The 14,200-nt window shown below is 36.9% G+C and carries 14 protein-coding genes and 1 pseudogene; all 15 read right to left on the bottom strand.

Annotated features, from left to right (window positions below):
* A pseudogene (locus A9G22_RS03690) lies at positions 1-406 on the bottom strand (hypothetical protein); the annotation flags it as partial.
* A gap of 117 nt (positions 407-523) precedes the next feature.
* Positions 524-1,435 (bottom strand): triphosphoribosyl-dephospho-CoA synthase CitG, encoded by a 912-nt coding sequence (gene citG, locus A9G22_RS03685; protein ID WP_082264493.1) that lies wholly within the window; start codon positions 1,433-1,435, stop codon positions 524-526.
* A 100-nt stretch (positions 1,436-1,535) separates the two neighbouring features.
* Positions 1,536-4,481, bottom strand: a complete 2,946-nt coding sequence (locus tag A9G22_RS11780; protein WP_141669965.1) for a DNA translocase FtsK 4TM domain-containing protein — start codon at positions 4,479-4,481, stop codon at positions 1,536-1,538.
* 120 nt (positions 4,482-4,601) lie between these two features.
* Positions 4,602-5,123 carry a gamma carbonic anhydrase family protein gene (locus A9G22_RS03675; protein ID WP_065586440.1) on the bottom strand — a complete coding sequence of 174 codons (522 nt, stop codon included), beginning with the start codon at positions 5,121-5,123 and terminating at the stop codon, positions 4,602-4,604.
* A gap of 5 nt (positions 5,124-5,128) precedes the next feature.
* On the bottom strand, positions 5,129-6,370 hold the full coding sequence (locus A9G22_RS03670) for a Bcr/CflA family multidrug efflux MFS transporter (protein WP_075508377.1): 1,242 nt from the start codon (positions 6,368-6,370) through the stop codon (positions 5,129-5,131).
* Between the two features lie 130 nt (positions 6,371-6,500).
* Positions 6,501-7,190 carry a 16S rRNA pseudouridine(516) synthase RsuA gene (gene rsuA / locus A9G22_RS03665; RefSeq protein WP_065586442.1) on the bottom strand — a complete coding sequence of 230 codons (690 nt, stop codon included), beginning with the start codon at positions 7,188-7,190 and terminating at the stop codon, positions 6,501-6,503.
* A 21-nt stretch (positions 7,191-7,211) separates the two neighbouring features.
* Positions 7,212-7,943 carry a class I SAM-dependent methyltransferase gene (locus A9G22_RS03660; protein WP_065586443.1) on the bottom strand — a complete coding sequence of 244 codons (732 nt, stop codon included), beginning with the start codon at positions 7,941-7,943 and terminating at the stop codon, positions 7,212-7,214.
* A complete protein-coding gene (prlC, locus tag A9G22_RS03655) occupies positions 7,930-9,957 on the bottom strand; it encodes an oligopeptidase A (RefSeq protein WP_075508376.1) in 2,028 nt (675 codons plus the stop codon). The genes A9G22_RS03660 and prlC overlap by 14 nt, the downstream gene beginning before the upstream one ends.
* Before the next feature lie 95 nt (positions 9,958-10,052).
* On the bottom strand, positions 10,053-10,310 hold the full coding sequence (locus A9G22_RS03650; RefSeq protein WP_065586445.1) for a BolA family protein: 258 nt from the start codon (positions 10,308-10,310) through the stop codon (positions 10,053-10,055).
* A gap of 91 nt (positions 10,311-10,401) precedes the next feature.
* Positions 10,402-10,674 carry an STAS domain-containing protein gene (locus A9G22_RS03645; RefSeq protein ID WP_075508375.1) on the bottom strand — a complete coding sequence of 91 codons (273 nt, stop codon included), beginning with the start codon at positions 10,672-10,674 and terminating at the stop codon, positions 10,402-10,404.
* 6 nt (positions 10,675-10,680) lie between these two features.
* The gene (gene mlaC / locus A9G22_RS03640) at positions 10,681-11,322 is read right to left on the bottom strand and encodes a phospholipid-binding protein MlaC (RefSeq protein ID WP_075508374.1); all 642 of its coding nucleotides are present in this window, start codon (positions 11,320-11,322) and stop codon (positions 10,681-10,683) included.
* Positions 11,323-11,331: 9 nt separating this feature from the next.
* Positions 11,332-11,916 (bottom strand): outer membrane lipid asymmetry maintenance protein MlaD, encoded by a 585-nt coding sequence (gene mlaD / locus A9G22_RS03635; protein WP_075508373.1) that lies wholly within the window; start codon positions 11,914-11,916, stop codon positions 11,332-11,334.
* 11 nt (positions 11,917-11,927) lie between these two features.
* Positions 11,928-12,707 (bottom strand): lipid asymmetry maintenance ABC transporter permease subunit MlaE, encoded by a 780-nt coding sequence (gene mlaE / locus A9G22_RS03630; RefSeq protein WP_141669964.1) that lies wholly within the window; start codon positions 12,705-12,707, stop codon positions 11,928-11,930.
* Positions 12,707-13,522 (bottom strand): phospholipid ABC transporter ATP-binding protein MlaF, encoded by an 816-nt coding sequence (gene mlaF, locus A9G22_RS03625; RefSeq protein ID WP_218058734.1) that lies wholly within the window; start codon positions 13,520-13,522, stop codon positions 12,707-12,709. Before mlaF ends, mlaE begins: the two co-directional genes overlap by 1 nt.
* 269 nt (positions 13,523-13,791) lie before the next feature.
* Positions 13,792-14,200: sulfatase-like hydrolase/transferase (locus A9G22_RS03620; RefSeq protein WP_176700220.1), on the bottom strand; the 409-nt coding region annotated here is incomplete at its 5' end.

Below are 14,200 nucleotides of genomic sequence, written 5' to 3'. Positions count from 1 at the left end.
AAGATAATACCACCTGGTAGTGGGCTTCCTCTTTATTGACCGATAACAGACTAAACTCAGTAATCACCCCATGCAAAGTGCGTTTATCATTCACCGACGGTAAGTCACTTAATGATGAGATTGTTGACATTACGCTTTGATACGGTTGATGGATAACAGGATTAAAAGAGAATGTGGCTTTTTGATTAAGCACTGAATCAATGGATAACGCTTTGTCAGAGCTGGTAAAAGTAATCACATAACGCCAAGGCTGGTTTAACGACTCATTACCGTCAACATGCCAAACCGAAATCGGCGAGCGCAGCCCCTCAACAGTTAAGCTATAGCGATTATGGCTAACGCCCCCTAAGCCCGTCACTAATCCGTCCCCAAATTCACCGATTAAGTGATTAAGCGTGTTGTCCATATTGTTTTCCTATTTTCCCTAAAATCTCTATATTTTATTGTTAATGAGGTGATTGGCTTATCGTTATTTATAGTATTGTTTTAAGCATAAACGATAATGGGAACAGAGTATAAACCATTATGAGGTAAAATTTAATGGTTTTTTATACTGGGACAAAAACCAAGTGATTGCAATTAAATCAGCCGAACCACCGGGGCTTAAATTGCGTTTTATTAATTCGGTGTCAAGTTGATATAGGTTGTGTCGACCATCAGGATGAATGATACCACCTTGATTAATGAGTTTCTTGGCTTGTTTTTGAACAAAGGTTAATCCATCTAAGCCTCCTCTTGAAACTACATTTGTATCTTGATTATAAGCAAGTAGATGTAACATGGCTTGTAATAAGCAAGTTTCTTCATCATAGCCACTGTTTTGCATTTCTTCAAAGATAGGCAGTGAGATATTTCTAACTGTTGCATAGCCGGATTCAGCTTCTCCTCTTGCTCCAGTAAGGTTATGGAGCTTAAATAGCTTCTCGCCTACAGAACTCGTTAGATTATTTTGCTTTAGTTCGTTTTGAACCATGCCTTGGCAAAAGGATGAAACCTCGTTGCAAATACTTTGCGTGTTGAGGGGTAATTCTAGCTGTTCTAATTTGCCAATCGCGCCGAGTAGTAGTCCAAAGGCGAATATCCCCCCTTTATGAGTATTAACTTGATTGGTGGCTTGTAACATGGCTTGTTCACACTCAATACCAATCGGTCTAATTCCCGCTAAAAATAGTTTGTTATTGTGTAAAGCGGATGCTTTGCCATATTGATAAAAACATTCAAACCAGTTGCTAATGGCACTGATACTGTGGACAAAGGTTTGAAAATCCATATCACGATGCGCACCACTATTATTCATATCAACCAATCCGGGTTTTGGTGATAGGCAAATTTCTTTTATTAATGCTTGAGTTGCTAATTGCGCAGGTAAACATCGATTGGGGGCATTATTGAGTTTTAATTCTAATAATGCGATTTGCTGATAATAATCACTCATTATTATGGGTTACCTATTGGGATGATATGTATCATGTTATGTGATGCTAGGGCGTCATAAACCAATTCATTGCCTAAAATGGATTAGTTTATGACAAGGATTAATAATTGCTATGTGTAGATACCGCTAGTACTTCCCGATTACCATTGTGGCTTGGAGCGCTAATGATGCCCTCTACTTCCATTTGTTCCACAATGCGGGCAGCTCGGTTATAGCCAATTCTAAATTTTCGTTGTACGCTAGAAATAGATGCTCTCCGCGTTTCTACAACAAATGCAACAACTTGATCGAATAATGGATCGAGCTCTTCACCTAACATATCTGCGTTACCATTTTCACTTTCGTCGGTTGCTACAGTGACATTTTCGATATATTTTGGTGTGCCACGAGCTTTCCAATCTTGTACAACGGCATGCACTTCTTCATCGCGGACAAAGGCGCCATGAACGCGAATTGGAATGGAACTATTAGGAGCTAAATAAAGCATATCCCCCATACCAAGTAGTGATTCAGCGCCCATTTGATCCAAAATAGTACGCGAGTCAATTTTACTTGATACCGTAAAAGCGATACGGGTTGGAATATTTGCTTTGATTAAGCCGGTAATGACATCAACCGAGGGGCGCTGGGTCGCTAATACCAAGTGAATACCAGCCGCCCGTGCTTTTTGAGCAAGCCGTGCAATTAACTCTTCGACTTTTTTACCAACTGCCATAATAAGGTCAGCAAACTCATCAACCATAACCACAATATATGGTAATTTTTCCAGTGTCGGCATGTTAAGATCCATGCTGTCTGTTGGTTTCCAAAGCGGATCGGGAATAGGCCTGCCCATTTGTTCTGCCAGTTTGATTTTTTCGTTATAACCGGCAATATTACGGACACCTAACGCCGACATGAGTCGATAGCGTCGTTCCATTTCGTTAACACACCAATTAAGCGCATTGGCAGCATCTTTCATATCAGTTACTACTTGGGTTAATAAGTGTGGTATCCCTTCATAAATAGATAGTTCAAGCATTTTCGGGTCGATCATAATAAACCTGACATCTTCAGGCTGTGATTTATACAAAATACTTAAAATCATTGCATTAACGCCGACTGATTTACCTGAACCTGTCGTACCGGCAACTAATAGATGTGGCATCTTTGCCAAATCAGCAACCACTGATTGCCCAGCGATATCTTTCCCTAAGACTATCGTCAGCGGTGATTGCGCATCTTTAAACTGTGGACTATCTAAGACTTCTCTAAAATAGACCGTTTGGCGATTTTTATTAGGTAATTCAATGCCAACATAAGGCTTACCCGGAATGACTTCGACCACACGAACCGATGGCATGGATAGTGAGCGAGCTAAATCACGGTCTAGCGTTGAAATTCGAGCAGCTTTAATACCTGGTGCCAGTTCAATTTCAAATCGAGTAATCACAGGCCCAGGTAAATAATCAACCACTTTAGCTTTAACTCGGTAATCTGATAGACTCTTTTCAATTAGTTCAGCCATGGCGTTTAAAGCGGCATGATCAACTTCGATTCGCGCTGTCGGTGGTGCAGTTAATAAGTTTAGCGACGGCAAAGGTGTAGTTGGTTTAGGTAATGGTTTATCATGACGTCGCAATAATGGATGAATTAAACTTTCTTCGTCGCTTTCATTGGAATAATCTTGAATATCTTCAACGCGATCTTCTTCAGGGTAGATGTCGTCAATGATTGGATTGGCTTTTTTTAGCGCTTCAGTATCAATATATTCCAGTTGTTCTATGTCTTTTTTTACTTCTGTTGTAATTTCTGTATCTGCTATGTTTTTTAAGCCTGTAATAACTTCTGGCTCTTGTATAAATGGTTGCTCGGCTTCAATTGTTTCAATCGTTGAAACGTCTGTGGTGGGTTCAAAGGGTGTTTGTGCATGAGTGAATTTAATTTCAGGTTCGTTATGTACTGAAGTAAAAAAGGGTTTACTTGGGGCATCTGAAATTTTGTATTTATCTGATTTTTCAAATGATAATTTTTCTTCGGAGTTTTGCGTTTGTATAGCTTGTTTAATTTTCTCCATTGATGACGACAACGCTTGCTCTTGAGCTGGAGTGGTTTTATTTCCATTCATGTTTTGAATAATCGATTCAAGACGAGACAAAATTTCGTTTGGATCGAGTTCTTTCTTTGGCGAATTATTGTCAATTGTTTGCGGTATCGCTGTTGACTGTGGTAATTGCGTATTTTTGCGAGTTGATTCGATTAATTCGTCAGTGGTTTTTATTAATATTTCTTCATTGTCAGTTGATACGATTGTATTTGAAGACGGTTCTTGAGATGTTTCATTACTAGAGATAACATTCGATGTTTGAATGATATGAGTATTATCATTTTTTGTATCAAAAGGCATAGTAAATTGAGGTTCTTGGGTGTCCTCATCAGACCTTGCTGTTGGTTTTTCATGCTGTTCAAGTTTATGAGTTGTACGATAATTAATGAACCATCTAATCGGCGACAGTAGCATCATGACAAAAGCGCCTAATTTTTCAATTAGATTGAGCCATGATAATCCAGTTAATAACGTGACACAAGCTAAACAAATTCCAAGAAGAATTAATGATAAAGCAACGCTATTTATAATGGGTAAAAGGCTTTCAATGACTATCGCACCCAGATAGCCACCCGCTTCAAATTGTTCAGAATCACGGATATTTAAAGCAAAAAATCCAGTCGCACTAAATATAAATGCTAAAATACCAATAATCCGAAATGAAAGGCTAAAGTAGTTAATAGGATCATTTGCATGCTTATAAAGATAAACGATTGTCTGTAAGCAAATAAAGATAGTAATGAAGGGTAGGCTATAAGCAATAAAGCCTAAAAATTGAAAAAAAATATCGCAGGTATATGCGCCAATATAACCACCAAAATTGCTAATAGGGTAGTGCCAAGCAGTACGAGACCAACCGGGATCGGATGGATCGTAACTGAACTGTGATAATAATAAACAAACAGATAAACCTATTATTGCGAGGAGAATGAATTGAGTAATAATCTGTTTTCTTGTCATTTTTGGCTTTTTCAAACAAGTACCTAAAAACTATTGCTATTAAAATTGCGAGCATTTTATCATAAATTGTGTCTGCTCACAGAGTCAATACTCCCTAAAACGTGATTTAATGTTAGGTTATTATGTAACGGGAAATAGGGTGGTATTGAATCTTATACCATTTTGTACATATCGATGCGCATTAGTAATATTGGCAGTAATTTCAGTTTCGGTTAATTTGCGAATAATTTTGGCAGGCGCACCCATAATTAAACAACCTTCTTCATAGGGTATGGTGTGTGTTACTAGTGAGTTAGCACCAACAAGGCAATTTTTTGCAATTTTGGCATTGTTTAATAAGGTACTTCCCATACCAATTAATACATTATCTTCAATTGTGCAGCTATGTAGGATGACATTATGCCCAATAGTGACATTTTCACCGATAATGCAGGGAATATCAGTTTCAATATGGATGGTCGTGTTATCTTGTACATTACTATTTTTTCCAATATGTATGGGGGCTATATCACCCCGTAAAACAGCGTTAAACCAAATAGATACGCCTTCTTGTAATACAACATCACCAATGATATCGGCAGATTTTGCAATAAAACAATTTGGATGAATTTGTGGATATAAATTCCCTAGTTGATAAATCATAATTGTTACCTTTTATTGTTTTTGACACTCAAAAATAAGCTAACAGAAAGGAAATTGCATAACACCATAGAGCTAATCATGAGCCATTCTGTTGTATTGTCGACCGTTATAGTTACCGCAGTATGCGATGATACTAATATTGATAATAATATACCCATTGTTCCTGCAATTGCGAATCGAATTGTACCTGCCAGCGAAGAAGCTGTGCCGGCAATATGTGGGTAAAAATCTAAAACGACGGCCATACTATTGCCACCAATGATTGACATACAACCAATATAACCAGCAACACAAGCAACAAGATAGGCAAATCCTAAATTAAATAGTGTGACGAGCATCAGCCCTATTGCCATAATAAATTGGAGCAAAAGACCCAACTGCATCATTTTAATAGCGCCAACATGTTTAACAAAACGGCTATTTAATGTATTCATCAGAACCATCACTATGATATTGAACGCAAAGTAGTAACCAAAGTTAATTGATGCCACACCATGCAGATTCATATAAACAAAAGGCCCTAAACTTAAGAATGAAAACAATCCTGCACTAGAAAATGCGCCTATCATCATATAAGTTAACACTTGCCTATGGCGAAATAGGGTAATGAAATTACTTAATATACGCATTAAACTGAATTTATCACGTTTTGTTTTGGCTAGTGTTTCGGGAATAAAGGTGACAACTAGACCAAAGCAAGTCAAAGCAATTAAGCTGATAGTGTAGAAATTAGCTTGCCAATTAAACCAATATAAAATAAATCCACCAATAATCGGTGCCAGTAATGGTGCAACATTGGATATCAGCATCACAAACGACATCATTTTAGAAAACTCGTCACGATCATGATAAATATCTTTCATTAACGCATTAATGACTATTGCTGTAGCTGCCGCCGCAATACCATGAAAAAAGCGAGCTGTAATTAATTGATTAATATTGTTGGCAATACCACAGCTTAACGCCGCAACTATAAAAATAATTAGACCAAAAATGAGAACATTACGACGCCCATAACTATCTGTGAGTGGTCCAAATAAAAGTTGCCCAACAGAAAATCCTAATAAATAGCAACTAATTGTTAACTGTACCGTGCCATCGGTTACATTAAAGTCGCGTGCAATCGTTGGCATCCCGGGTAAATACATATCTATAGATAGAGGCATCAGCATAGAGAGTAATCCAAGGATAAATATAAGTGCTTGTTTCGAAATTTTAAGGTCAATTAAAGTATTTTGAGTTGGCACGTGGTACCTCCTTCAAAGTTTATTCAAAATGCGCATAATAATATACGCGGCAATAAATACCGCCAAATTATTTAAAACATTCAAATGGTTAAAAGGAATATTTTTGTTAAAAATTATGCAAATTCGTGTGTCAATTAAACGAGTCGATTTCATCTTGTGTAAGTGGTCGATATTCCCCTTCAGGTATATCAAGGTTTACTTTGCCTATCTGTTTTCGATGCAACGCAACAACATGATTATTGACCGCTGCAAACATGCGTTTAACTTGATGATATCGTCCTTCACTAATGGTTAATTCAGCTTGATAGTCATCAATAATATGTAATTTAGCGGGTTTAGTGAGCGATTTCTCACTTTTTAATTGAATGCCATTTTTAAACATATCAATCAGTTCAATGCCTAATGGTTGTTCAACCGTGACAACATAGACTTTTTCGCAATGATGCTTGGGTGATGTAATTCGGTGTGACCATTTACCATCATCAGTCAGCAATACCAGCCCTGTCGTATCAAGATCAAGCCGGCCTGCTGCATGCAGTTTTTCAGGCATCGGTTCATCAATAAAATAAAGAATAGTGGGATGGTCGGGATCATCGGTTGAACAAACATAGCCTTGGGGCTTATTGAGCATGAAATAGCGTTGGTTGGTCACTTGTTCGATTTGGTATCCATCATAATGAACAATTTGTTTTGGCGATAATTGATAAGCGCCCGATTTTATAATCTCACCATCGACAGTTACTTTTTTTGCTTTGAGTTCTTTGGTTACAATCGTGCGGCTGGCGCCTAAGTGATGAGCAAGAAATTTATCTAATCGCATAATTTAAAAAGTGTTCCTGTATTACTTTAAAGGTGTATATATATCAAAGCGGTGATTTTTAGTTTTTATTTCGGCCGTGGGTTTTTGATTGGCTAAAAATGGTGCATAATCGGGTCTTTTTACCACAACTCTTTTTTGGGCTAATTGCCTTGCTGGTGCTAATAAGTTATCTGCATCATTATCACTGCCAACTAACTGTTGAAATATGCGCATCTCTTTTTTGACAAGTGCACTTTTTTGTCGATGTGGAAACATCGGATCGAGATAAACCACATCGGGTTTTTCAGGGTAAGAACTTAATCCCTCAATGCTTGAATAATGAATTAAACGTAAATGCTGATTAAGCCAACTACCAATATGGGGATCTTGATAAGCCCGTTGTAAACCATCCTCTAGTAATGCAGCAACGACGGGGTGTCGTTCAAACATAGTGACATGGCAGCCGATAGACGCTAAAACAAAGCCATCTCGACCAAGCCCTGCTGTGGTATCAACAACGGTAGGTAAATACTCACCTTTTACACCAACGGCTTTAGCAATTGCTTCACCGCGACCACCACCAAATTGGCGACGATGTGCCATAGTTCCAGAAACGAAGTTTACGCATATCGAACCTAATTTTGGTTCGTCAGTCTTTTGTAACTCAAGTTGATTGTTTTGGGTAATCAGAGCGAACGGTAGATCGGCATGTGCGGATAACCACTGCTCAGCTAATAATTTTAGCTGAGCTACGTTAGGACTAGTGGATACCATAATGACGAAGTAATGCTTCAAGTTGAGGTTCGCGGCCTCGGAAGTTTTTAAATAGTGTCATTGGTTCATCGCTACCACCTTGCGACAAGATGTTATCAAGAAAGGCATTCCCCGTTTTGGTGTTGAAAATACCTTCTTCTTCAAAACGTGAAAATGCATCAGCCGATAATACTTCTGCCCATAAATAGCTGTAATAACCCGCAGCATAACCACCAGCAAAGATATGACTAAATGCATGTGGGAAACGACCCCATTCAACGGTAGGCACAACAGCGACTTGCTGTCTTACTTCGGCTAACGTATTTAGAATATCAGGATCTTTTTGTGTATGTAATTTAAAGTCAAAAAGACCAAATTCCAATTGGCGCAAAATAAATAGTGCAGCTTGATAGTTTTTAGCATCTAGCATTTTTTCTAACATTTCTGCTGGTAGAGGCTCGCCTGTTTGATAATGTCCTGATATAAATGCAAGTGCTTCAGGCTGCCAACACCAGTTTTCTAAGAATTGACTTGGTAACTCAACGGCATCCCAAGGTACCCCATTAATTCCGGCAACAGATGAAGTATCAATCTCGGTTAACATATGGTGTAAACCATGACCAAACTCATGGAATAGGGTGGTGACTTCATCGTGCGTAAATAATGCTGGCTTGTCGCCAATAGGGCGATTAAAGTTACAGGTTAAATAGGCAACTGGTTTTTGTACATGACCGTCAGCAAAACGCATACGACCAATACAATCATCCATCCAAGCACCACCACGCTTGTGTTCGCGTGCATATAAATCAAGATAGAAGCTGCCTTTCAATTCACCGTTAGCGGCAAAGAGATCATAAAATTTTATTTCAGGATCCCAAACTTCTACGCCTTGGCGTTCTTTGGCTGTAATCCCAAAGATGCGATGTACTACTTCAAATAAACCATTAATTACTCGTTGCTGAGGAAAATAAGGTCGCAACTCTTCATCGTTAATACTATATAAATACTGTTTTTGTTTTTCGCTATAATAAGCCACATCCCATGGCTTGATATCACTAGCACCAAAAAACTCGTAAGCATAACGTTTAAGTTCAGCCAGCTCTTTTTCACCTTGAGGTTTAGCTTTAGTTGCTAAATCATTTAAAAATTCGATGACTTGTGAGGTGGATTGTGCCATTTTTGTTGCAAGTGATTTATCAGCATAAGTATTGAAGCCTAGTAATTGTGCAAGTTCATGACGTAGCGTTAAGATTTGTTTGATGATCTCGGTATTATCCCACTTACCAGCATGGGGCCCTTGATCTGATGCACGAGTAGTATAGGCTTGATAAAGTTCAAATCGTAAATCACGGTTATCACAATAAGTCATAACAGGAAGGTAACTTGGCATATCTAAAGTCAGTAACCAACCCTCTTCACCTTTTATTTTGGCTTGTTCTTGAGCAGCAGCAAGCGCACTTTCAGGCATGCCAGAGAGTTCTTTGATATCAGTAATTAGTTTTGACCAACCCATGGTCGCATCAAGCACATTATTGCTATATTTTGAAGATAATTCTGATAATTTTGCGACAATTTCACCGTAGCGTTTTTGTTTATCATCAGGTAAACCAATTCCGGATAATTCAAAATCACGTAATGCATTATCAATAACTTTTTTCTGTGCTTTACTTAACGTTGTGTATTGTTCGTTTTCTTTGAGTTGTTTATAGGCTTGATATAAAGGTTTATATTGTCCTACCCATGTACTGTATTCAGATAGTAATGGCAGACAAGCTTCATAAGCTTCACGTAATTCTGGGCTATTTTTAACTGAATTAAGATGGCTAACTGGAGACCAAGCTCGGCCAAATTTTTCGTTCATTTCATCAATTGGTTGGATTAAGTTATCCCAAGTATATTGGCTATTTTGCTTTAATACTGTTTCAATTGTATTTCTGCAGTTTTTTAAAGTCTCTTGTATAGCAGGCAAAACATGCTCGGGCTTAATTTGTGAAAAGAGTGGTAATGGTGCATCTGTTAATAATGGATTAGTCATGTAGCGATACCTTTATACACATGGGTTGTCTATTGATAGAACATAATATGGTGGCAAATTTAGTTAATTCAAGAGGATGTCATGCTTGGGAAGCATTATAATCCCATCAATTTGCGTTCGCGCTGCCACTCTGAGGGAGTATAGGTTTTTATCGAAAGTGCATGGATACGGTTATCGCTAATAAATTCAGCCAAAGGAGTATAAATCGCTTGTTGTTTTTTTACACGATTTAAATCGGCAAATAATTCACCGACAGCAATCACTTGAAAATGGCTACCATCGTCGGTCAAGACATGTACATCATCAAGCTCAAGCGAACTTTTTAATTTATCTATAATTTCTTGTTTATTCATTATTCATACTCATCTTTAATATAAATTATGGGTGTTATATTTTGTTAAAAAGTTTCAGGTAACTATGTGTTTTAGTATAAAACCTAACTTTTTATATATTGATCACAGGTTGTAGATCGTACAATGTAATTAATGTTTGTAACTGAGGATTAATACCCTTGAGCTTTACATCATATCGATTGCAAAAATAAATTAACGTCGCAAGCCCTGAAGAATCAACTCGAGTTAGCTGCTCTACATCAATGTATTTGACACCATTTAAAATGGTATTTTGTGTTGACCATAAGTTGTTTAAAGAGTGAACATCAAGTTCACCCAGTAAACACAATACATCTTGTTGTTTTTCTGATTTGATTCGCGACATTATAGACTAACCTTCTTGTTTAGCATTTGGATCAATATTGCGATTTGAAAGATTAGTTAATTGTTTAGTTAATGCATCAATACCGTCTTGACGTAAAATCGTTGACCACTCATTTTGTTTAGTGGTGATCATGCTTACACCTTCAGCAATTAAATCATAAGCTTTCCATTCACCAGTCACAGAATTTTTGCGCCATTGGAAATCAATTCTTAATGGTTGAGCTTGTTTTGGTTGAATTAATAAAACTCGAATAGAAATGAGGTTTTTACCTGTCAAATTCTTTGCTGTTTCAACTTGGTACTGCTGCCCATTATACATAGAAAGTGCTTGAGCAAAAGCTTGTACAAGATAGTTTTCAAACGCCGAAAAATAAGCTGCGCGTTGTTTTTCTGTCGCACTTTTATAATAATTACCTAAAATGAGTGCGCCAGCATATTTGACCTGAACATAAGGTAATAAATCTGATCTTACGATTTCTTTTAGTTTATTAGGGTTTGATTTTAATGCTGCGGATTGTGCATTCATAGTGCTAAAAATTTTATCAGCAGCAACTTGCATCTCTTTATAGGGATCATTTTCGGCAAATGCAGCAGCACTAAATATTAAAGCTATTACTAAAAAAACAGCTTGTTTAAATTTGATTAACATAGTAACTCCTTACTTTTCGTTTATGTCTTGCGTATCTTGTTTTTTATCTTTATCTGATGAACTGCCTACGCTATAAAGAAATTGGCCAATTAAATCCTCTATAACCATGGCTGGTTTGGTATTGTTTACCACAAAACCATCTTGAAAATAAGCTGGTTTATTATCTTTTTTCTGTGCTGCATGTGTTGTATCATCAGCTTCTAATGCATCAAGCTCAAATTCAGTATTTTGATCTAATCCAAAATTAATATCTATGAATTGTTCACCTAATAATCCTGAAGTTTTAATTGAAAGCGAGCTTGAGCTTGGAATTTTATCATATTGTGCATCTATATCCATTGTTACATAAGGCTTGTACTCATCGTCATTTGACGCATTTAGTGAAATATTACTGACACGACCAATGACTACCCCACCAATTTTGATAGGTGATCGCACTTTTAGTCCACCTATGTTATCAAATACTGCATAAACCCGATAAGAATGATGGCTAGTAAATGATGTTGGATCGGTAACTCTAAAGCATAAAAATAGTACTGAGCAAATGACCAGCACCATAAATAATCCTACTGTAATTTCAACTTTACGACTCATGTTTAATAACCTCAATGACTAAACATTAATGCGGTTAAAATAAAATCTAACCCCAAAATAACTAATGATGAATAGACAACAGTATTAGTTGTTGCCCGGCTAATTCCTTCTGATGTTGGCACACAATCATAACCATTAAAAAGTGCAATCCAAGTGCTGGCGATGGCAAAGGCAAAGCTTTTTACAAAACAGTTACCTAAATCATGCCACCAATCCACATTACTTTGAATAGATGACCAGAAGAATCCTGAATCAATACCTTTCCAATCAACGCCAACAAGTGCACCACCTAAAATGCCAACTGTGACAAAAATTGCAGTTAAAAATGGCATACTAAAAAATCCAGCCCAAAAACGCGGAGCAATAATACGTCTTAAGGGATCAATTGCCATCATTTCCATACTTGATAACTGTTCAGTTGCTTTCATTAAGCCGATTTCGGCCGTTAATGCAGAGCCTGCACGACCTGCAAACAGTAGTCCAGCAACAACAGGACCTAATTCACGAAGTAAAGCAAGAGCAACCATCATCCCTAAACTTGCTTCTGCACCAAAGGTAGTTAGAATAAAATAGCCTTGCAGAGCCAAAACCATGCCTATAAAAAGACCAGAAACAATAATAATGGTCAGTGACTGTACACCAACAAAATAAAATTGCTTAACGAGTAATGGAAATTGTTTGTTCAATTGAGGTTTACCAATTAATGCTCCAAAAAGCATAACACCAGAACGACCAATCATCGCAATGAAATTGATAAACCATTGCCCCAATTTTGCTAGTAAATTCAACATTATTTTATACCTCTGCTTAGGTCTAATTTGTAATCATCAGCAGGATAATGAAAAGGTACAGGTCCATCAGCTAATCCGTCAAGGAACTGTTTAACCCGTAAATCGTCATTATCACGTAATTGCTGTGAAGTGCCACCTGCAATAATGTGCTGTTCAGCTACAATATAAGCATAATCTGCAATACTGAGTACTTCATTCACATCATGGCTGACAACAATGCAGGTTAATCCTAATGATTGGTTAATTTCAGATATCAGTTTAACAATAACACCCATCGAGATAGGATCTTGCCCAGCAAAAGGTTCATCAAACATAATTAAATCGGGATCAAGAGCAATGGCCCTAGCTAAAGCGGCTCGCCTTGCCATACCGCCAGATAGTTCGGATGGCATCATTTGAGCTGCACCGCGTAAGCCAACAGCTTGTAATTTCATTAAAACTAAATTATGCAATACAGGTTCCGGCAATTTGAAGTGTTCGCGTAGTGGATAGGCGACATTATCAAATACAGTCAGATCGGTAAATAATGCCCCTGACTGGAATAACATGCTTATGCGTTTACGCACTTCATAAAGTCGGGATCGAGACATGCCTGGAATGTCCTCTCCATCAAATAAGATTTTTCCTGACTGTGGTTTTAGTTGACCACCGATGAGTCGTAATAGTGTAGTTTTACCAATTCCTGAAGGCCCCATAATAGCAGTCACTTTACCTTTAGGGACATTTAAACTCATATTTTTATAAATAGGCCTTGTTCCACGATAAAAAGACATATCATGGATTTCAACCAAATTCTGTGGTAATGCCTCTTCCACCATTATTTCCTATACTACTAAAATTATAATTGTGGCTATTTTACTTGATATTTGTGAATAAAGGAATTAAAAGTGGTTATTGAATTGTTATTTTTAAACAAACTCTTAGCAACGAAGGTTAGAGGAAAAAATAAATTGAAATGCACAAAATAAAAAAGAAATCAGACCTTACCTAGCAAACGTAAATCAGACAATTAGCAAGTAAGTTTAATAAAATTTTTTATTTTTTGATTTCTTTTTTATTTAATATCTTGTTGATTGGTTTCAAATTAATCGTTTAATTTTAATATAGTATTTTTTATTGCAGGTTGCAATGGTAATGATTTTGTTCTTGAAATATGATTAATTTCTTCTTCATTGTCAAATGGAATATTTGAGAAAAAGTCATATTTTTGTTTAATATTTGTCGCATCTATTCCTAACCAATTCGCTATTCCATTAGTAAAAAACAAGCCCGTTTTATTTAAACTTATTATTTGTCTAGATGTATCGTCACTAGATATTTTAATTAATGGAATGTGATAACCTTCTTGCTCTTCTGAGTGCATTAATTCTGAATTTTTATCCTTGATGTTACGTATCTTTATTCCGTGATCAGAAAAATATATCATACTAAAACTTTCGTTAGTTTCTTTTAATTCATTATAAATTTCTTCAATTAATTTATCTGTGAAATAG

Source organism: Gilliamella sp. App2-1 (assembly GCF_001690255.1).
Classification (GTDB): Bacteria; Pseudomonadota; Gammaproteobacteria; order Enterobacterales; family Orbaceae; genus Gilliamella; species Gilliamella apicola_G.
This window is presented reverse-complemented; position numbering and strand designations above follow the sequence as displayed.

Excerpts from the sequence above, each read along its gene's own strand:
- citG (WP_082264493.1), bottom strand. The coding sequence starts at position 1,435 with ATGAGTGATTATTATCAGCAAATCGCATTATTAGAATTAAAACTCAAT.
- A9G22_RS11780 (WP_141669965.1), bottom strand. The coding sequence starts at position 4,481 with ATGACAAGAAAACAGATTATTACTCAATTCATTCTCCTCGCAATAATA.
- A9G22_RS03675 (WP_065586440.1), bottom strand. The coding sequence starts at position 5,123 with ATGATTTATCAACTAGGGAATTTATATCCACAAATTCATCCAAATTGT.
- rsuA (WP_065586442.1), bottom strand. The coding sequence starts at position 7,190 with ATGCGATTAGATAAATTTCTTGCTCATCACTTAGGCGCCAGCCGCACG.
- A9G22_RS03660 (WP_065586443.1), bottom strand. The coding sequence starts at position 7,943 with ATGGTATCCACTAGTCCTAACGTAGCTCAGCTAAAATTATTAGCTGAG.
- prlC (WP_075508376.1), bottom strand. The coding sequence starts at position 9,957 with ATGACTAATCCATTATTAACAGATGCACCATTACCACTCTTTTCACAA.
- A9G22_RS03650 (WP_065586445.1), bottom strand. The coding sequence starts at position 10,310 with ATGAATAAACAAGAAATTATAGATAAATTAAAAAGTTCGCTTGAGCTT.
- A9G22_RS03645 (WP_075508375.1), bottom strand. The coding sequence starts at position 10,674 with ATGTCGCGAATCAAATCAGAAAAACAACAAGATGTATTGTGTTTACTG.
- mlaC (WP_075508374.1), bottom strand. The coding sequence starts at position 11,322 with ATGTTAATCAAATTTAAACAAGCTGTTTTTTTAGTAATAGCTTTAATA.
- mlaD (WP_075508373.1), bottom strand. The coding sequence starts at position 11,916 with ATGAGTCGTAAAGTTGAAATTACAGTAGGATTATTTATGGTGCTGGTC.
- mlaE (WP_141669964.1), bottom strand. The coding sequence starts at position 12,707 with ATGTTGAATTTACTAGCAAAATTGGGGCAATGGTTTATCAATTTCATT.